Genomic DNA, 18033 nt, shown 5'->3' on the forward strand with positions numbered 1-18033 from the left:
GGCGTGGAACACACCTCGCTTCTCGAACGCATCCTGCGCGGCATTGCCCTGGCGCTGGTCGTGATCTTCTTCATGTTCCCGATCGTCTGGATTCTGATGATGTCGTTCCAGACCAACGAGACAATCCTGCGGATTCCGCCGCAGCTTGTCTTCGAGCCGACGCTCGCCAACTACACTGCCTTGATCACCGGCAAGCTGATGACGGCGGCCGGCACGCTCGACATCGCCTTCATGCGCAACCTCTGGAATTCCGTCTTCCTGTCGGTCACCTCGGTTGCCGTCGCGTTGCTGCTCGGCGTTCCGGCGGCCTACGCCTTTGCGCGGCACAAATTCCGCGGCTCGGAGGACATTGCCTTTACGCTGCTGTCGTTCCGGTTTGCGCCGGCGCTGCTGGTGCTCCTGCCGCTCACCCTCTATTTCCAGAAGCTCGGGCTGGCCAACACCTATATCGGGCTGATCTGGGTCTATCAGTTGATCTGCCTGCCGTTGATCCTGTGGATCGTGCGCGGCTATTTCGAGGACATTCCCGCCGACATCGAATACGCCTACCGCATCGCCGGACATTCCTGGTTTGCCACCTTCCGCAAGATCGCGCTGCCGCTCGCCGGCCCAGGCATTGCCGCTGCCGGTCTGCTCGCCTTCATCTTTGCCTGGAACAACTTCGTCTTTGCGCTGGTGCTCGCCTCGGCCGACAAGCAGCCGGTGACGGTCGGCGCGCTCGCCTTCATCACCTCCTCGGGCATCCAGTATGGCCAGATCTCGGCGGCGATCGTGCTGTCGATCACGCCAACGCTGGCGCTCGCGCTCTATGCGCAACGCTATCTCGTCGAAGGCCTGTCGCTTGGCGCGGTGAAAGGATAGTCCGATGGCAAGCCTCGAACTGCGAAACATCGTCAAGCGCTATAAAAGCCAGACTGTTCTCGACAATCTGTCGCTAACCGTCGCCGACGGCGAAACGCTGGTCCTGTTCGGGCCGTCCGGCGCCGGCAAGACCGTGCTGCTGCGGCTGGTGGCCGGCGTCATCGACCCCGACGAGGGAAAGATACTCATCGGCGGCGAGGACATGACCGATCTCGACGCCGAGTTCCGCGGCGTCGGCATGGCATTTCAGAACTTCGCGCTGTTCCCGCATATGACGGCGTTCGATAACATTGCGACGCCGCTGCAGGCGAAGCACTCATCGCAAGGCACGATAAAGACCGGCGTCGAGAGCGTCGCCAAGCTGTTGAAAATCGGCCATGTGCTCAGCCACAAGCCGCGGGCGCTGTCCAATGGCCAGAAGCAACGCACCGCGCTTGCCCGCGCCCTGGTCGGCTCGCCGCCGCTGCTGCTGCTCGATGATCCCTTGCGCAACGTCGATGCCAAATTGCGCTTCGAAATGCGGCTGGAATTGCCAAGACTGCTGGCGGATCGTGGCGCGACCGTCATCTACGTCACCCAGGACTACAAGGAAGCGATGGCGCTCGGCGACCGCATCGCGGTGATGTCGCAGGGCGTCGTCAAACAGCTCGGCACGCCCGAGCAGATCTATCGCGAGCCGGCCAATGTCGAGATTGCCCGGCTGTTCGGCGACCCGACCATCAACCTTCTGGACGTCAAGCCGGCGCGGGACGCCAAGGGCATCTATGTCGGCCTGTCCAACGTCCAGGTCCATCTTGCCGGCGCTCATGAGGCGGCGGTCGGCCGCGACTGCGTGATCGGTTTGCGGCCGGAGGCGCTGGCGTTTGTCGATGAACGCACGCCCGGCGCCATCCCGGTGACGGTCGAGGCCGAGACGCCGCTCAACGAGAAGATCGTCACGCTGGTGCGCACCGTGCGCGGCCGTGAAATCCTGGTTTCGCGTCCTTCCGGGACACCGGGCCAATCCGAGGGCAAGGTCTACATTGCCGTCGACAGTAAAAGCGCCCTTTTGTTCGATCGCACAAGCGGCGAGCGCATCGGCTCGAAAAACGTCGTCAATTTGCGCAGCGGAGAAGCGGCATGAGCCCGACCGCAATCACCATTTCGGGCATCGACAAGTTCTACGGTCCGATCGACCGTGGCGTACACGCCGTCAAGAACCTGACGATGGAAATCGCCAAGGGCGAGATCGTGGCGCTGCTCGGCTCGTCCGGCTGCGGCAAGACCTCGACATTGCGCATGATCGCAGGCTTCGAAGAGGTCTCGCGGGGTAGCATCTCGGTTGCCGGCCGCAAGGTGCACACGTTGCCGCCGGTCAGGCGCAACGTCGCAATGGCCTTCGAGGGCTATTCGCTCTACCCGCCGCTGACCGTGCGCGAGAACATGGCCTTCGCCCTCAAGGCCGCCAGGCTGGCGAAGAGTGCGGTCGATGCAAAGGTTGCCAACATCGCCAAGCTGCTCGAGATCGAGGACATTCTCGAGCGCTATCCGAGCTCGATCTCCGGCGGCCAGCAGCAGCGCGCCAGCCTCGGCCGGGCGCTGATCCGCGAGGCCGACCTGCATCTGCTGGACGAGCCGATGGGCCAGCTCGAGCCGCAGCTTCGCGCCGTGCTGCGCGGCCGCATCAAGCATTTCATCAAGGAGCGTGGCCTGACCGCGATTCTGGTCACCCACGACCAGACCGAGGCCAATGCGCTGGCCGATCGCATCGCTGTCATGGAGGGCGGCGTGCTGCAGCAGTTCGATACGCCTGACAGGCTCAAGGAGCGGCCGGCAAACCTGTTCACCGGCACCTTCGTTGGCGAGCCGCCGATGAATGTCTTCGAGGCCTATGTCGGCACGGCTGCCGGCAAGATCAGTCTCAAGCTGCCCGACGGGCTTTCGCTCGACTACGACAAGGATGCGTTCAGCGGCCCGGTTCGCGACGAATTGCTCAACCGGCAGCGCGTCGTCATCGGCGTCAGGCCCTATGCGGTCCGCCGCTCGAAGGATGGTGTGCCGGCGACGGTTTCGGCCAATCAATGGCTCGGCGACCAGACCCATATCGCCGCCGATTTCGCCGGCGGTTCGCTGGTCCTGGTCGAACATGACCGAACCCGCTTGGAGCTTGGCGCGCCGATCAAGATCAGCATCGATCCGAAAAACCTTCACGTCTTCGATCAGGCGAGCGGCAATGCCATTTCGCACGGCACGGAGCTTGCTTGATGCAGGATGTGCTGATCGGCATCGACGCCGGCACGTCTGTCATAAAATCCGTCGCCTTTGACACGGCGGGCAGGCAGATCGCGTCCGCCGCGCTGCCCAATAAATACGAGACACTGCCGGGCGGCGGCGCCGAGCAGGACCTGACACGCACCTGGGCCGATACCGCGACGACCTTGCGCGAGCTTGCCGACAAGGTGCCGGATCTCGCCAGCCGGACCATTGCCATCGCCGTGACCGGGCAGGGCGACGGTACCTGGCTGATCGACAAGGATGGCGAGCCGGTTGCCAAGGGCTGGCTGTGGCTCGACGCGCGCGCTGCCGCGGTCGTCGAGGAGATCCGCGCGCGGCCGGAGGACCGGCTGCGCTTCGAAAAGACCGGCAGCGGACTCGCTGCCTGCCAGCAGGGATCGCAGTTCGTGTTCATGAAGCGCCACATGCCCGCGATGCTTGCCAATGCAGCGACGGCGTTCCACTGCAAGGACTGGCTCTATTTCAAGTTGACCGGCCATCGCGCCACCGACCCGTCCGAGGGCACCTTCACCTTCGGCGACTTCCGCACGCGCGGCTATTGCGATGATGTGCTCGAGGTACTCGGCGTCACCGATCTCCGGCATCTGTTGCCGCCCATCGTCGATGGCACCAGGCAAAGCACCTCGCTGTCGGTGGCAGCAGCCGATGCGACTGGCCTGCTCGCCGGCACACCGGTCGTTCTGGCCTATGTCGATGTCGCCTGCACGGCGCTCGGCGCCGGCCTGTTCGATCGCGAACGCAAGCCGGGATGCTCGATCATCGGCTCCACCGGAATGCATATGCGGCTTGCCGAAACGCCGGACGAGGTTCTGCTCAACGAGGCTGCAACCGGCTACACGATGACGATGCCGGCACCCGGCGTCTTTGCGCAGATGCAGTCGAACATGGCGGCAACGCTCAATATCGACTGGGTCCTTGGCCTCGCCTCCGGCATTCTCGCCTCGCAAGGTATTACGCGGACCAATGGCGAGATGATCGCGCTGGTCGACCAGTGGATATCGTCGTCCGAGCCAGGCTCGCTGCTCTACCAGCCCTATGTCTCGGAGGCCGGCGAGCGCGGCCCGTTCGTCGATGCCAATGCCAGGGCCGGCTTCATCGGCATTTCGTCCAGGCACGGCTATGCCGACATGGTCCGCGCGGTGTTCGAGGGGCTGGCTTTCGCGGCACGCGATTGCTACGCCGCCATGGGGCCACTGCCCAAGGAAATCCGCCTGACCGGCGGAGCGGCCAGGAGCCCGGCTCTGCGCGAGATCCTGGGTGCTGCGGTCGGAGCCGACATTCGCACCAGCGAACGCGAGGAGGCCGGTGCTGCGGGCGCCGCAATGATTGCTGCGGTCTGCGTCGGCCAATACGCATCGATGGACGATTGCGTCAGCGAATGGGTCACGCCTTTGCTCCGGACGGCCGAACCCAGCGATCGGAAACTTGCCGCTGCCTATGAGGCGATGGCTCCGTCCTACACATTGGCGCATGAGGCGCTGCGGCCGGTCTGGCGCTCGATGGCCGCGTCCAGGCAAACCGACGTGAATTGAGAAGAGCATGCCCAAGAAAATTGCGATCATCGGCGACCGCTTCATGCTTCCGGAAGTGTTTCGCGAGAAAATCGAGGCGGCCTGCGGCGACAATCTCGACATCCGCAGCATTGAGACCGCTTGGCCCGACGAGCCGATGCAATTCGGCAATGCCGCGCTTGGTCTGGACAAGGTCAAGGAGTATTTCGGCGATCCCGACGAGGTGGTGGATTTCATCGGCGACGCCGAAATCTTCGTCACCCAGCTTGCGCCGCTCTCCGAAAGCATGATGCAGCGCCTGCCCACGCTCAAGCTGGTTGCGGTCTCGCGCGGCGGACCGATCAACATCGACATGGCCGCCGCCAAGGCCCACGACATCACCGTGGTCAATGTGCCCGGCCGCAACGCCAGCGCCGTGGCCGAGTTCACCATCGGCGCCATTCTCGCTGAAACGCGGCTGATCCGCGTCGGTCACGAAGCCTTGCGCAAGGGCGAATGGCGCGGCGATCTCTACCGCGCCGATCGCACCGGCCGCGAGCTCAACGAAATGACCGTCGGCGTCATCGGCTACGGCAATATCGGCACCAGGCTGGTTCGCCTGCTGCGCGCCTTCGGCTGCCGCATCCTGGTTTGCGATCCCTATGTGCAATTGAGCGCCGAGGACCGCAATGCCGGCGTCGAACTGGTTGCGCTGGACGATCTGCTGTCGCGCTCCGATGTGGTCACGCTGCATTCCCGGGTCACCGAGGAGACGCGCGGCCTGATCGGCAAGAACGCCATCGCCCGGATGAAACCCGGCGTAATCTTCGTCAATACCGCGCGCGGACCGCTGGTCGACTACGATGCGCTCTACGAGGCGCTCGTCTCGGGGCAGATCGGCAGCGCTATGCTGGAGACGTTCGCCGTCGAGCCGGTGCCTGCCGACTGGCCGCTGTTGCAACTGCCGAACGTGACGCTGACGCCGCATATCGCCGGCGCGTCGGTACGCACCGTGACCTACGCGGCCGAGCAGGCGGCCGAGGAAGTGCGCCGCTACATCGCCGGGCTGCCTCCGGTCAATCCATGCTGACGACAGGGCATAGAGCGAGATGAACGGTGAAACCGAAATCGTCGACCTCTTCGTCATCGGCGGCGGTGTCAATGGCGCCGGAATCGCGCGCGATGCGGCCGGCCGGGGCCTGTCGGTCATTCTTTGCGAAAAGGACGATCTTGCCGAGGGCACCAGTTCGCGATCGGGAAAGCTCGTTCATGGCGGTTTGCGCTATCTCGAATATTACGAGTTCCGCCTGGTGCGGGAGGCGCTGATCGAACGCGAGGTGCTGCTCGAATCCGCGCCGCACATCATCTGGCCGATGCGCTTCGTGCTGCCACACAGCCCCGATGACCGGCCGGCCTGGCTGGTCCGGCTCGGCCTGTTCCTCTACGACCATCTTGGCGGCCGCAAGCGGCTGCCGGCCACGCGTACGCTCGACCTGCGCGCCGCGCCCGAAGGCGCGCCGATCAAGGACGCCTTCAAGCGCGGCTTCGAATATTCCGACTGTTGGGTCGATGACGCTCGCCTGGTCGTCATCGACGCGCTCGACGCCGCCGAGCGCGGAGCCAGGATATTCACCCGCACCGCCTGCACAGCCGCCCGTCGCGAAAACGGCCTGTGGTCGGTGGAGATGCGCGACGGTCGAACCGGCGTCAGGACCACAGTCCGGGCACGGGCGCTGATCAACGCCGCCGGACCCTGGGTCAACGACGTCATCAACCGCGTCGCCGGCCAGAATTCCAGGCGCAACGTGCGCCTGGTCAAGGGCAGCCACATCGTTGTGCCGAAATTCTGGGAAGGGCGGCAGGCCTATCTCGTTCAGAACAGCGACAAGCGGGTGATCTTCATCAATCCCTATCAGAACGATCTGGCGCTGATCGGCACCACTGACATTCCCTATGAAGGGCGACCGGAGGACGTGACCGCCGATGCGAGCGAGATCGATTACCTGATCAAGGCAGTCAATCGCTACTTCAAGCGCCAGCTCGCACGAAGCGACGTCGTCTACTCGTTTTCCGGCGTCAGGCCGCTCTATGACGACAATGCCGACAATCCGAGCGCGGTGACCCGCGATTACATATTCGAACTCGACGCACCGGCTGGGCAGGCGCCGCTGCTTTCGGTCTTCGGCGGCAAGATCACCACCTTCCGCAAATTGGCCGAGCACGCGCTCGACCGTATCGCCCCGTTCTTGCCGAAAATGGGCAAGCCGTGGACCTCGAAAGGGCACCTGCCGGGCGGCGATATCGCCAATGCCGATTTCGAGCAGTTTCTGGGCGACCTCGGCCATGAATTTCCCTGGATGCCGGCATTGCTGGTCAAGCATTACGGCAGGCTCTACGGCACAAGGACGCGCGATCTGGTCGGCGCGGCCACCTCGCTCGCCGAACTGGGCCGGCGCTTCGGCAAGGATTTTTTCGAGCGCGAAGCCAATTACCTGTTCGAGCATGAATGGGCCGAGACCGCCGCCGATATTCTCGAAAGGCGCACCAAGCACGGCCTGCATCTGTCCGCCGCGGAAAGAACCGCCTTCGAGGACTGGTGCTCGAGCCGGCTGGCAAAGGCCGGCTGATGGCCTTTACGCTTTCGCTCAACACCAATCCGCTGGTCAACCGCTTTGCGGAGCCGGACGACCTGATCGACGCGATCGCCTATCAGATCGGTATCAGGGACGTCCAACTCACCCATGAATTCGTCAATCCCGGCTGGCCGGCGGCGACGATCGCCAAATTCGTCCGCCTGTTCCGCTCCGCGCTCAACCGCACCGGTGTGCGCGTGACCTCCGCGATGACCGGCCCTTACGGCCGGCTCAATCATTTCGGCCATCCCGATGCCGACGTGCGGCGCTACTACGTCGACTGGTTCAAGACCTTTTCAGAAGTTTCGGCCGAGCTCGGCGCCGCGGGCATGGGCACGCAATTCGCGATCTTCACCCACCGGGATTACGACAATCCGGAGCGTCGCGCGCGGCTTTTCGACATCGCGCTGGAATGCTGGCGCGAGGTCGCCGAGCATGCCAAAGCAGCCGGCTTGACCTACCTGTTCTGGGAGCCGATGTCGGTCGGCCGCGAATTCGGCCATACGATCGAAAGCTGCCGTGCACTGCAGCGCGAGATCGAAGCGGCCGGCATGGCCGTCCCGTTCAAGATGATGGTCGACATCGACCATGGCGACGTGACCTCGAGCAATCCGGCGGACACCGACCCTTATGCCTGGGCCGAAGCCTTTCCCAGGAAATCGCCGATCATCCACGTCAAGCAGTCGTCGATGAACAAGGGTGGTCACTGGCCGTTCATTGCCGCTCACAACAAGGACGGCCGCATCACGCCGGAAAAGCTGCTGGAGACGGTTCGCCGTGGCGGCGGCGTCGACAACGAGATCTGCCTCGAATTGTCGTTCCGCGAGCGCGAGCCCGTCGACCACGAGGTCATCGCCATGATCCGCGAGTCGGTCGACTACTGGGCACCATTTATAGAGACCGGCAGGGCCGATCTCTTGCCGCGAGCATGATCGGATGAGCAGGAGCTGAGGCAGCTCCTGCTCAGAACCGGAATACGTCAGCCAAATTTCGGATCGAGGCTTCCGGACTTGTAGCGCTTGGCCATTTCCGACAGCGGCAGCGGCTTGATCTTCGGTGCGTTGCCGGCGGTGCCGAATTGCTCGAAGCGCTCCTTGCACAGCTTCCGCATCGCGGCCATTGCCGGCGTCAAATATTTGCGCGGATCGAATTCGCTCGGGTTCTCGGTCAGCACCTTGCGGATTGCGCCGGTCAGCGCCATGCGGTTGTCGGTATCGATATTGATCTTGCGCACCCCGTGCTTGATGCCGCGCTGGATCTCTTCGACCGGCACGCCCCATGTCGGCTTCATCTGGCCGCCATATTTGTTGATGATCTCCTGCAACTCCTCTGGCACCGAGGACGAGCCGTGCATGACGAGATGCATGCTCGGCAGACGGCGGTGGATTTCCTCGATGACGTTCATGGCCAGTACAGCGCCGTCCGGCTTGCGGCTGAACTTGTAGGCGCCGTGGCTGGTGCCCATGGCGACGGCCAGCGCATCGACACGGGTGTCGCGCACGAATTGTTCGGCCTGCACCGGGTCGGTCAGCAGCTGGTCGTGGCTGATGACGCCCTCGACACCATGGCCGTCTTCCTGCTCGCCGCCGCCCATCTCAAGCGATCCAAGGACGCCGATCTCGCCTTCCACCGAGACGCCGCCCCAATGCGCCATGTCGACGACGCGGCGGGTGATGCCGGAATTATAGGCGTAGTCGGCCGGCGTCTTGCCGTCTTCCCTCAGCGATCCGTCCATCATCACGGAGGTGAAGCCGTGCTGGATCGCGGTGACGCAGGTCGCTTCGTTGTTGCCATGGTCGAGATGCATGCAGACCGGGATATCGGGATGGATTTCGACCAGCGCGTCGATCAGCTTGGCCAGCACCACATCGTTGGCGTAGGCTCGCGCGCCGCGGCTCGCCTGCAGGATAACCGGCGATTTGGTCTCCTCGGCTGCCTCCATGATGGCGAGGCCCTGTTCCATATTGTTCATGTTGAAGGCAGGCACGCCATAGCCGTATTCGGCGGCATGATCGAGCAATTGTCTCAGTGTGATGCGAGCCACTCAGTAGTCTCCCGTATCCGGTTTCGAGCCAGTGTTTGCGGGCCGTTCGGTTGTCGTCGAGCCCCTGATGCTTCTGGCCGGATTTCCGCGCCACCGCAACCGCTGGGCGCTCGGCCGGCAGCAATTCTTGTTACAGGACGCGACCAGAAGCGTCATGACATCCCATAGAGATATAACATTATCACAAAAAATTTGGTGGCTTGTGCAACGTTTGCTGTTATATCTCGGAACCGGATTGCACGAGGAAGCCGCGGAAATGAAGAGCGACGGCCGTCGGCAAGGCATCATGGATTTTCTGATGGACATCGGCACCGCCAGTGTCGACGATCTTGCCTCACGCTTCGGCGTGTCAAAGATGACTGTCCACCGCGACCTCGACGAGCTCGAGGAAAGCGGCTTCCTGCGCAAGGTGCGCGGCGGCGCCTCGATCCAGCCGAGCAGCCTTTTCGAGAGCGATTTCCGCTACCGCCAGCGGCTGGCCGGCGACGAGAAGAAGCGCATCGCCGCCGCTGCCGTGACGATGATCGAACCGGGTCAGACGGTGATCATCGACGACGGCTCAACCGCGGGCGGCGTTGCTCGGCATCTTGCCGATCTGCGTCCGCTGACGGTGATCTCGAACAATCTGGCTGTCATCCAGGATTTGGCGGGCGTTGCCGGCATCAACCTGATTGCGCTCGGCGGCCAATACAACAAGAAGTTTCACGGCTTCTTCGGCCTGCTCGCCGAGGACACGCTGAAATCATTGCGCGCCGATGTCGCGTTCCTGTCGTCATCGGCCATCCATGGTGCCTCTGCCTTTCACCAGGATCAGGAAGTGGTCCAGACCAAACGGCTGATGATGGCCGCAGCAGCGCGCAAATATCTGCTGGTCGATCATGGGAAATTCGGCCGCACTGCCTTGCACTTCCTGACAGATCTCAAGGCCTTTGACACGGTCTTCACCGGCCGCGAGCCGCAGCCGCAGATGCGCGCCGCGCTGGATGGTGCCGGCGTTTCGCTGACAGTGATCGCAGAATAGGAGGGCACGTATGGTTTATTGGGTCGGCACCAGCTGGAAAATGAACAAGACGCTCGCCGAGGCGTTGGCTTTCGCCGAGGCGCTGGCGGAGTTCGTCCCCGGTTTCGACGAGCGCATCCAGCCTTTCGTCATCCCGCCCTTCACGGCGATCCGCGAGGTCAAGAAAGCGCTGTCGCCGACGCGCATCAAGGTCGGCGCGCAGAACATGCATTGGGCCGACGCCGGTGCCTGGACCGGCGAGATCTCGCCGGTCATGCTGAAAGACTGCGGGCTCGACATGGTCGAGCTCGGCCACAGCGAACGGCGCGAGCATTTCGGCGAGACCGACAAGGCTGTCGGGCTGAAGACTGCGGCGGCGGTGAAGCAGGGTCTCGTGCCACTCATCTGCGTCGGCGAGACCTTGGCTCAACGCGACAGCGGGCAGGCCGCTGCGGTGCTGGCCTTGCAGGTGCACGGCGCGCTGCAGTTTCTCGAAGGCGCGGCGAAGGCGGCGACGATCCTGTTTGCCTATGAGCCCGTCTGGGCGATCGGCGACAAGGGCGTGCCGGCCAGTTCGGACTATGCCGACAGGCAGCAGGCGCTAATCAAGAAAATCGCACGCGACCTGCTGCCGGCGGTGCCGCCGGTGCTTTATGGCGGCAGCGTCAATCCTCAAAATGCCGCCGAACTGGTCGGCCAGCCCAACATCGACGGCTTGTTCATCGGCCGCTCGGCCTGGCAGGCGGACGGCTATATCGACATCCTCAAGCGCGCCTCGGCGGCGATCTGAATCATCAAACAGGAAGGAAACGGAACATGAAAATTGCCATTGGAGCTGATAGCGCCGGCAAGCCGCTGCTCGACGTCATTGCCGCTCACCTCGCTACCCAGCCCGGCCTCACGGTTAGCGACCTCAGCCAGTCGGGCTACTATGCCGACCTGTCACAGAAGCTCGCGCAGACCATCCTGGACGGCGAAAACGATCGCGGCATCCTGTTTTGCGGCACCGGCATCGGCGTATCCATATCCGCCAACAAGGTGCCCGGCATTCGCGCCGCACTCACCCACGACACCTATTCGGCCGAGCGCGCGGCAAAATCCAACAACGCCCAGATCATCACCATGGGCGCCCGCGTCATCGGCCCGGAACTGGCCAAGTCGATCGTCGATGCATGGCTTGCATCGGAATTCGATGAGAAGGGACCATCGGCCGGCAATGTCCAGGCGATCGACAGGCTCGACGCGGCGAAGCGGGGTTAAGCCAGACTGTTCCGCATCGCTCTGATGATCGTCACCGCCGATGCGGCGCCGGGGTCCATATGCCCGAGCGAGCGCTCGCCGAGCCGCGATGAGCGGCCCTTGGCGGCGATCATGTCCTTGGTCGCCTCGGCACCTCGTTCGGCCGCTGCAAGTGCAGCCTCCAGGCTCTCGGACAGGCTCTTGCCAGCTTCCTGCGCGGCACCCGCTGCTTGCGCCGCCGGCAGCCAGGCGTCGACCATGGTCTTTTCGCCGAGCTCGGCCTTGCCGCGATCCTGGATGCCTTGCGCCATCGCCCGGAGCATGGCGATGATGTCAGCGTCCTCCAGAATTGCCTTGCCTTTGACGGCGGCCGCACCGCGCATGAAGGCGGTCGCATAGAGCGGGCCTGACGAGGCGCCGACCGCGTTGAGGAAGGATTTCGCCGCAGTGTTGAGCAGCGCCGTCGGCTCGGTCGCCGCGAGGTCGAGTTGCGCTAGTGCATCGCGCGCAGCAGTGAAGCCTAGTGCCATGGCGATGCCATGGTCGGCGTCGCCGATGACGCCGTCGAGTTGGCAGAGCCTGTCCTTGTCGGCGTCGATCGCCGCCGCGATCTCATCGAACATTCTTTTCAAGCCGACTGAATCGATCGAGGTCATGATGCTTTCTCAGCCGGCGCGGAACATGGCGCAGTCGCAAGGATGGTCGAGCATCCCCTGCAACTCGCCGTCGAGATGCATCAGCGTCACCGAGGCGCCGGCCATTTCGAGAGAGGTGCAGTAATTGCCGACCCAGGTCGCGTGGACGGAAATACCGACGTCATCCAGCCTCTGCTTGACGCGTCGGTTCATAATGTAGAGCTCCATCAACGGCGTTGAGCCGAGCGAATTGACCAGAACGGCGACCTTATCGCCGCGCGCCGGCGCCATCTCGTCGAGGACCTTGTCCAGCATTTCGTCGGTGATCTCGTCGGCCGTTTTCAACTTTCCACGCGCGGTGCCTGGCTCGCCGTGGATGCCCATGCCGATCTCCATTTCGTCCGGGCCGATCTCGAAATTGGGCCGGCGGGTCTGCGGCAGCGAGCAGGGCGACAGCGCCACGCCCATGGTGAAGGTGTGATCGTTGGCTTTCCTGGCGATACGCTCGCATTCATCGAATGACAGCATCTGGTCGCATGCGGCACCGGCGGCCTTGAAGATGAAGAAATTGCCGGCGACGCCGCGCCGCTTCTGCCTCTGGTCGCGCGGCGCCGAGGCGACATCGTCGGTGGTCAGCACGGTGCGCACCTCGATGTCGTCCATTGCTGCCATTTCGGCGGCCATGTCGAAGTTCATCACGTCGCCGGCATAGTTGCCGTACATGAACAGCACGCCGGCGCCACCGCTGGCCGCCTGGGCGCATTCGAGGATCGGGTCCGGCGGCGGCGAGGCGAAGACATTGCCGATCGCGGCGGCGTCGGCCAGCCCCTTGCCGACGAAGCCGAGGAAGGTCGGCTCATGGCCCGAGCCGCCGCCGATGACAAGGCCGACCTTGTCTGGGCGCGGTCCGTCGCGGGCGATAATGGCGCGCGGACTGCCGTCCGCGCTTCTGAGGTGGCGCGGATGCGCGGCCAGAATACCCTCCAGCATCTCGTCGACGGAGCGATTGCCGTCATTGATGATCTTCTTGGTCTGCACCGGCATCCTCCTGCTTCGTGAGATACTACAGCGCCTTACCGGGATTTCCACCCGGCGGTGGAGGTTTCACGCCGCGATGTGTTCGCGTGCCGCCAGCAGTTGCACGCAGGCACCGGCCGCCTCTTTGCCTTTGACCCTGAAATGCTCGAAGAAGAAGCGGTGATGGTCCGCGCTGTCATGGTAATTATGCGGCGTCAGCACCGCCGAAAGCACCGGCACGCCAGTCGACAATTGCACATTCATCATGCCGTCGATGACCGCGCTTGCAACAAACTCGTGCCGGTAGATGCCGCCATTGACGACGAACGCGGCGCCGAGGATAGCGGCATAGCGGCCGGTCACGGCAAGCGTATTTGCATGCAGGGGAATCTCATAAGCGCCAGGCACATCGAAGACATCGACGGCAAAGCGTTTCTCTCCGAGAACCGCCAGTTCCGCCTCGAATGCTTCAACGCATTGGTCGACGATATCGGCATGCCAACGCGCGCGAATGACGGCAACGCGGATCGTTTCATAGTCGTTGTGGGAATGCTGATTCATGGGTCCATCCTTCCGTTTCGAACCAGAATCAGGACGCACGATACGGAGTCCGAACCGCGAAAGCGGACCGTCTTCCATTTCGTTCTCTTCCATCCGGACTGTGACCGTCGGCTCCGGAATCACACCGGATCTGCTGACCCCTCCGGCTAACCGGAGAGCGCTCGCGGGCTTGGGCCGAGACCCTTACCGCCGGTGGGGACTTTCACCCCGCCCTGAGAACATTGACGGCGTTTGTATGGAAGGGCCGGAAAGCGCTGTCAACCACCGGCGTCACCGTCGATGGCGCAGAAATAGCGATCCGTTTCGACCTGGTCACCGTTGAGGGCGAGGGAGGAGAGGGTCAAATGGCGATCACAGGTAAGGCAGGCAGCACCTTGTCCAAGGTGATGGGAAATTCACGCACTCGCACGCCGGCCGCGTTGTAAACGGCGTTGGCGACAGCAGCCCCCGCACCGCACACGCCGAGCTCGCCGAGACCCTTTGCGCCAAGCGGGTTGGCCTTGTCGTCGTCTTCCTCGAGGAAGGCGACCTCCATATCGGGGACATCGCCATTGACCGGCACATGATACTCGGCAAGATCGTGATTGACGAAGTGGCCATAGCGCGGGTCGAGCACCGTCTGCTCCATCAGCGCTGCACCGATCCCCCAGGTCATGCCGCCGATGATTTGCGAGCGCGCGGTCTTGGCGTTGAGGATACGGCCCGCGCCGATCACAGCCAGCATCCGGCGCATGCGGATTTCACCGGTATCGCAATCGACAGCGACCTCTGCGAAATGCGCGCCATAGGAATGCTGCGAATAGGTCTTGTATGACTGGGTGGTGGCGCCCGCGGCTACGGAGCCTTCGGCTTCGAGCCCGTCGGGAGAGATCCCTCGGATAAGATCGGCCAGGCTCGCCGATCGCTGGCCGACCCTGACCTCGCCGTCGGCAAAGCTTGCCTCGGTGGCGTTCGCGCCGCGCAACGGCGAGGCTTCGTTCGACTGCGCCGCCTCCAGGATCCGTTCCTTGAGGACGTTGCACGCATTATACAAGGCCGAACCCGCGCTTGCTGCGCCCCAGGACCCGCCGGAGCCGGCGGTACGCGGGAAGCGGCTGTCGCCGAGCTCCACCTTGACGGACGAGATCGGCAGGCCGAGGCTCTCGGCGGCAATCTGGGTCAGGATCGTATAGGTGCCGGTCCCAATATCGGTCACGTCGAGCCGCGCCGTCACCCGACCGTCCCGGTCGATCGCAACCCGCGCCGTCGCCGCGCCGATATAGTTCGGACGGATCGCCGCCGCCATGCCGTGGCCGATAAGCTTGCGGCCCTCCCGAGTTCGGCCCGGTGTCGGGTTTCTCCGCTCCCAGCCGAAACGGCGGGCGCCTTCCTCCATGCAGGCGACGAGATTGCGGGTGGAGAACGGCACGCCGCGCTCGGGATCCTGTGCCGGTTCGTTGCGGATCCTGAGTTCGATCGGGTCCAGACCGGCGCGCTCGGCGAGCTCATCCATGGCGCATTCGAAAGCCAGCATGCCGGGCGCTTCGCCGGGAGAGCGCATCCATTCGCCGCGGTTGATGTCCAGCGGAACCAGGCGATGGCGGGTGAGACGGTTCGGCGCCGCGTAGAGCGAGCGCGCAAAAACTGCCGTTTGTTCGCAGTACTCCTCGAAGCTGGACGTTGCCGACCAGACATCGTGCGCGATCCCGGTGAGCCGCCCGTCAGTGTCCGCGCCGAGACGTACCTGTTGGACCATCTCTGCGCGATGACCGGCATTGGCGAACATCTGTTGTCGCGTCAGCGCGATCTTCACGGGGCGCTGCAGCACCTGCGCTGCAAGTGCGGCCAGGATCGTGTCGGCATGGGCAATCAGCTTGGAGCCGAAGCCTCCGCCGATGAAGGGGCTGACGATGCGCACTCGCTCGAGCGGGATGCGAAGCGTGCTGGCGACCCCGGCCCGGAAGTTCGCGAGGGTCTGCGCCGATGTACGGATCGTCAGCTCGTTGCCTGACCAGGCAGCAAGCGTCGCATGCGGCTCCATCGGATTGTGATGTTCGAAGGGGGTCCCGTAAGTGGAGTCGATCTTGATCGGCGCCGTCGCAAAGGCGCGCTCGAAGTCGCCGACCACGCTGTCGGTCTCGAAGCCGGCATTGGTCCGCTTTGGCGCGTAGGCGTCGGCGATATGTCCCGGTAGATCGTAGAGGCCCGGCTCCTCGTCGTAGCGTACTCTGATGAGGCCCGCAGCAGCGCGTGCAGCCTCGAACGTCTCCGCAACGACCAGCGCGACCGGCTCGTCGTAATACCGTACCCGATCGCTGTTGAGCGCGGGCCGGGGGCGCGTGAAGACCTCCGGCACCGTTGGCGTGACCGTTGGGCCGAAATCCGGCTGGGCCGGCGCATTCCGGTGCGTCATGACGAGCAGCACTGCCGGCGCCCGTTCGGCTTCGGCCGTGTCGATCTCGGCGATGCGGCCCTTGGCGACGGAGGCGCCGAGAATGTAGCCATAGGCTGTACCATCCAGCTCATTCTCGTAAGCGTATGTGGCGCCGCCCGTCACTTTGAGCGGACCGTCGATGCGGTCGATCGGCCGCCCGATGATGCCAACATCGGCACGAGGTTTCACCCTTGAATGGGTGGCGGAGCCGGGCAGTCCGGGTATGGTCTCGTTCATAAGTCACCTAAAGATTTTTCATCTGGAGTTCGGAAGCATCGAGGCCGCGACGACGCCGCTTCCTCGCACCTTTATGTTCGTCGCGCGGCGGCCGGAACTCACGCGGCGATCTCGCCGAAATACTCGCGAAACTCGACCAGCCTCCCTGTCGGGCCGGCTCGCATGAAGATCGCATGCAGGCCAGTGTAGGGCGCGCCACCGATTGTCCCGCTCCCGCGATCGCAGACGATGACCCAGTCGGCGGCGAAGAGCTTGAGATCGACGGTCGATTTCGTGATCCTGTTTCCCTGCGCTTGATGCGCGGCGGTCCAGGCTGCGAGTGCCCGCTTGCCTTCCGGCGGTCCGTGTCGGCCTCGTTGCTCGCCGACAGGGAATTGGAAGGTCATCGTCTCATCGCAACAATCAAGGAATGCCGTCCAGTCGCCAGAGGCCCGGCCGGCAAAGAAGGCGTCGACGGCGGCCTCGAGCCCGTGACGAGCTCCCGGATCGGATGTGGCGCCCCAGGCTGTGGCGGCAGAGACGAGAAGGCCGCCACCCGCGGCGGCAACGGCGCGTCGCGTGAGTTTCATATCGATCTCCTGCTCGGCGCCTGCATCTGGGAACCGCGGTTCGGGGTCGTCGTCTCTGTCACCGTGTCGCCTCATGCACTCTCGGCGGCAGCAGCGAGCGTGTGCCGCATCGTCCGTTTCGCCAGCGGGATCTTGAAATCATTGGCGCCATGCCCCACGGCTCCGGCGAGCGCGGCTTCGGCCGCGTCGCTAAAGGCACCGTCGGACGCCGCCGCGCCTGCCAGCGCGCGCTCCGCCTCCGTCGCGCGCCAGGGTTTCGCTGCCACGCCGCCCATGGCGATCCGAGCGCTTCGGATACGGTCGCCGCTTTTCTCGAGGATTGCTGCCACCGACACCAGCGCGAAGGCGTAGGAAGCACGGTCGCGCACCTTGCGGTAAAGCTGTCGGCCGGGCGGTGATGGCGGCAGGGCAACCGCAACGACTATTTCGCCGTGGCCGAGCACGGTCTCCACCTGGGGCGTCGCCTCAGGCAATCGATGGAAATCGCCGATCGGGATCGTGCGGGTCTCTCCGCCGGGCGAGACGGTCTCGATCCTGGCGTCGAGCCCGGACATGGCGATCGCCATGTCGGAAGGATGGACCGCGATGCAGGCTTTGCTCGCGCCGAGCACGGCGTGCATGCGGTTGAAGCCCTGAAGTGCCGCGCAGCCCGAACCCGGCTGGCGCTTGTTGCAGGGCATGTTGCGGTCGTAGAAATAGGGGCAGCGCGTGCGCTGCAGGAGATTGCCGCTGGTCGAGGCCTTGTTGCGTATCTGGCCGGACGCTCCCGCCAGCAGCGCTTGCGTGAGCATCGGGTAGCGCGACCTTACCCGCGGGTCGGCGGCGAGATTGCTATTGCGGACCTGGGCGCCGACCCGAAGCCCGCCTTCCGCCGTCTCCTCGATCCGATCAAGCGGCAGCCGGCTGATGTCGACGAGATGCGCTGGGCGCTCGATCTCGAGCTTCATCAGGTCGAGCAGGTTGGTGCCGCCGCTGATGAACTTGGCGTCCGGCCGGGCCGCAACCGCGGCCGCCGCCTGCTCAGCACTCGCCGCACGTTCATAAGTGAAGGACTGCATTG

The 18033-nt window shown here is 64.0% G+C and carries 17 protein-coding genes and 1 riboswitch; of the genes, 10 read left to right on the forward strand and 7 right to left on the reverse strand.

Annotated elements, in window-relative coordinates:
* The first annotated feature begins 3 nt into the window (after window positions 1-3).
* The 7 genes from NKI24_RS14325 to NKI24_RS14355 are packed head-to-tail and all read left to right on the forward strand — an operon-like array spanning window position 4 to window position 8190.
* The gene (locus NKI24_RS14325) at window positions 4-861 is read left to right on the forward strand and encodes a carbohydrate ABC transporter permease (RefSeq protein ID WP_023676025.1); all 858 of its coding nucleotides are present in this window, start codon (window positions 4-6) and stop codon (window positions 859-861) included.
* A gap of 4 nt (window positions 862-865) precedes the next feature.
* Window positions 866-1984, forward strand: a complete 1119-nt coding sequence (locus NKI24_RS14330; RefSeq protein WP_023676024.1) for an ABC transporter ATP-binding protein — start codon at window positions 866-868, stop codon at window positions 1982-1984.
* Entirely contained in the window at window positions 1981-3105 is a 1125-nt protein-coding gene (locus NKI24_RS14335) for an ABC transporter ATP-binding protein (protein WP_352746075.1), read from the forward strand. The genes NKI24_RS14330 and NKI24_RS14335 overlap by 4 nt, the downstream gene beginning before the upstream one ends.
* Window positions 3105-4667: an FGGY-family carbohydrate kinase gene (locus NKI24_RS14340; protein ID WP_352746078.1), complete on the forward strand. Its 1563-nt coding sequence runs from the start codon at window positions 3105-3107 to the stop codon at window positions 4665-4667. The genes NKI24_RS14335 and NKI24_RS14340 overlap by 1 nt, the downstream gene beginning before the upstream one ends.
* A gap of 7 nt (window positions 4668-4674) precedes the next feature.
* A complete protein-coding gene (locus NKI24_RS14345; protein WP_352746080.1) occupies window positions 4675-5715 on the forward strand; it encodes a 2-hydroxyacid dehydrogenase in 1041 nt (346 codons plus the stop codon).
* 19 nt (window positions 5716-5734) lie between these two features.
* Window positions 5735-7252, forward strand: coding sequence for a glycerol-3-phosphate dehydrogenase (locus tag NKI24_RS14350; protein WP_352746083.1), 1518 nt, complete (start codon window positions 5735-5737; stop codon window positions 7250-7252).
* The gene (locus NKI24_RS14355; RefSeq protein WP_352746251.1) at window positions 7252-8190 is read left to right on the forward strand and encodes a sugar phosphate isomerase/epimerase family protein; all 939 of its coding nucleotides are present in this window, start codon (window positions 7252-7254) and stop codon (window positions 8188-8190) included. The genes NKI24_RS14350 and NKI24_RS14355 overlap by 1 nt, the downstream gene beginning before the upstream one ends.
* 47 nt (window positions 8191-8237) lie before the next feature.
* On the opposite strand, the gene fba is transcribed toward NKI24_RS14355, so the two are convergent.
* Window positions 8238-9302: a class II fructose-bisphosphate aldolase gene (gene fba, locus NKI24_RS14360; protein WP_023676018.1), complete on the reverse strand. Its 1065-nt coding sequence runs from the start codon at window positions 9300-9302 to the stop codon at window positions 8238-8240.
* A 256-nt stretch (window positions 9303-9558) separates the two neighbouring features.
* On the opposite strand from fba, the gene NKI24_RS14365 reads away from it, so the two are divergent.
* Genes NKI24_RS14365 through derI form a run of 3 tightly spaced genes read left to right on the forward strand, consistent with a single transcriptional unit; the run spans window position 9559 to window position 11562 of the window.
* Window positions 9559-10323, forward strand: coding sequence for a DeoR/GlpR family DNA-binding transcription regulator (locus NKI24_RS14365; protein ID WP_023676017.1), 765 nt, complete (start codon window positions 9559-9561; stop codon window positions 10321-10323).
* Between the two features lie 10 nt (window positions 10324-10333).
* Window positions 10334-11092 carry a triose-phosphate isomerase gene (locus NKI24_RS14370; RefSeq protein WP_352746086.1) on the forward strand — a complete coding sequence of 253 codons (759 nt, stop codon included), beginning with the start codon at window positions 10334-10336 and terminating at the stop codon, window positions 11090-11092.
* A 26-nt stretch (window positions 11093-11118) separates the two neighbouring features.
* A complete protein-coding gene (gene derI, locus NKI24_RS14375; protein ID WP_352452421.1) occupies window positions 11119-11562 on the forward strand; it encodes a D-erythrulose-4-phosphate isomerase in 444 nt (147 codons plus the stop codon).
* Here the strand turns inward: derI and dhaL are convergent.
* From dhaL to NKI24_RS14405, 6 genes are all read right to left on the reverse strand, one after another.
* Entirely contained in the window at window positions 11559-12197 is a 639-nt protein-coding gene (gene dhaL, locus NKI24_RS14380; protein ID WP_352452422.1) for a dihydroxyacetone kinase subunit DhaL, read from the reverse strand. The genes derI and dhaL overlap by 4 nt on opposite strands.
* A 9-nt stretch (window positions 12198-12206) precedes the next feature.
* The gene (locus NKI24_RS14385) at window positions 12207-13214 is read right to left on the reverse strand and encodes a dihydroxyacetone kinase subunit DhaK (RefSeq protein WP_352452423.1); all 1008 of its coding nucleotides are present in this window, start codon (window positions 13212-13214) and stop codon (window positions 12207-12209) included.
* Window positions 13215-13280: 66 nt separating this feature from the next.
* Window positions 13281-13754: a 6,7-dimethyl-8-ribityllumazine synthase gene (locus NKI24_RS14390; RefSeq protein ID WP_352746090.1), complete on the reverse strand. Its 474-nt coding sequence runs from the start codon at window positions 13752-13754 to the stop codon at window positions 13281-13283.
* A gap of 77 nt (window positions 13755-13831) precedes the next feature.
* Window positions 13832-13978: riboswitch (FMN riboswitch) on the reverse strand.
* Window positions 13979-14094: 116 nt separating this feature from the next.
* Window positions 14095-16404, reverse strand: coding sequence for a xanthine dehydrogenase family protein molybdopterin-binding subunit (locus NKI24_RS14395; RefSeq protein ID WP_352746092.1), 2310 nt, complete (start codon window positions 16402-16404; stop codon window positions 14095-14097).
* A gap of 98 nt (window positions 16405-16502) precedes the next feature.
* Window positions 16503-16973, reverse strand: a complete 471-nt coding sequence (locus NKI24_RS14400; protein ID WP_352746095.1) for a nuclear transport factor 2 family protein — start codon at window positions 16971-16973, stop codon at window positions 16503-16505.
* A gap of 71 nt (window positions 16974-17044) precedes the next feature.
* Window positions 17045-18031: an FAD binding domain-containing protein gene (locus NKI24_RS14405; protein WP_352746097.1), complete on the reverse strand. Its 987-nt coding sequence runs from the start codon at window positions 18029-18031 to the stop codon at window positions 17045-17047.
* Window positions 18032-18033: the final 2 nt, after the last annotated feature.

The sequence above is a fragment of the Mesorhizobium sp. M0701 genome, from assembly GCF_040320365.1.
In the GTDB taxonomy this organism is placed as follows: domain Bacteria; phylum Pseudomonadota; class Alphaproteobacteria; order Rhizobiales; family Rhizobiaceae; genus Mesorhizobium.

Coding starts and splice junctions, on each gene's coding strand:
- NKI24_RS14330 (WP_023676024.1), top strand. CDS start 866: ATGGCAAGCCTCGAACTGCGAAACATCGTCAAGCGCTATAAAAGCCAG.
- NKI24_RS14335 (WP_352746075.1), top strand. CDS start 1,981: ATGAGCCCGACCGCAATCACCATTTCGGGCATCGACAAGTTCTACGGT.
- NKI24_RS14340 (WP_352746078.1), top strand. CDS start 3,105: ATGCAGGATGTGCTGATCGGCATCGACGCCGGCACGTCTGTCATAAAA.
- NKI24_RS14345 (WP_352746080.1), top strand. CDS start 4,675: ATGCCCAAGAAAATTGCGATCATCGGCGACCGCTTCATGCTTCCGGAA.
- NKI24_RS14350 (WP_352746083.1), top strand. CDS start 5,735: ATGAACGGTGAAACCGAAATCGTCGACCTCTTCGTCATCGGCGGCGGT.
- NKI24_RS14355 (WP_352746251.1), top strand. CDS start 7,252: ATGGCCTTTACGCTTTCGCTCAACACCAATCCGCTGGTCAACCGCTTT.
- NKI24_RS14365 (WP_023676017.1), top strand. CDS start 9,559: ATGAAGAGCGACGGCCGTCGGCAAGGCATCATGGATTTTCTGATGGAC.
- NKI24_RS14370 (WP_352746086.1), top strand. CDS start 10,334: ATGGTTTATTGGGTCGGCACCAGCTGGAAAATGAACAAGACGCTCGCC.
- derI (WP_352452421.1), top strand. CDS start 11,119: ATGAAAATTGCCATTGGAGCTGATAGCGCCGGCAAGCCGCTGCTCGAC.
- dhaL (WP_352452422.1), bottom strand. CDS start 12,197: ATGACCTCGATCGATTCAGTCGGCTTGAAAAGAATGTTCGATGAGATC.
- NKI24_RS14390 (WP_352746090.1), bottom strand. CDS start 13,754: ATGAATCAGCATTCCCACAACGACTATGAAACGATCCGCGTTGCCGTC.
- NKI24_RS14395 (WP_352746092.1), bottom strand. CDS start 16,404: ATGAACGAGACCATACCCGGACTGCCCGGCTCCGCCACCCATTCAAGG.
- NKI24_RS14400 (WP_352746095.1), bottom strand. CDS start 16,973: ATGAAACTCACGCGACGCGCCGTTGCCGCCGCGGGTGGCGGCCTTCTC.
- NKI24_RS14405 (WP_352746097.1), bottom strand. CDS start 18,031: ATGCAGTCCTTCACTTATGAACGTGCGGCGAGTGCTGAGCAGGCGGCG.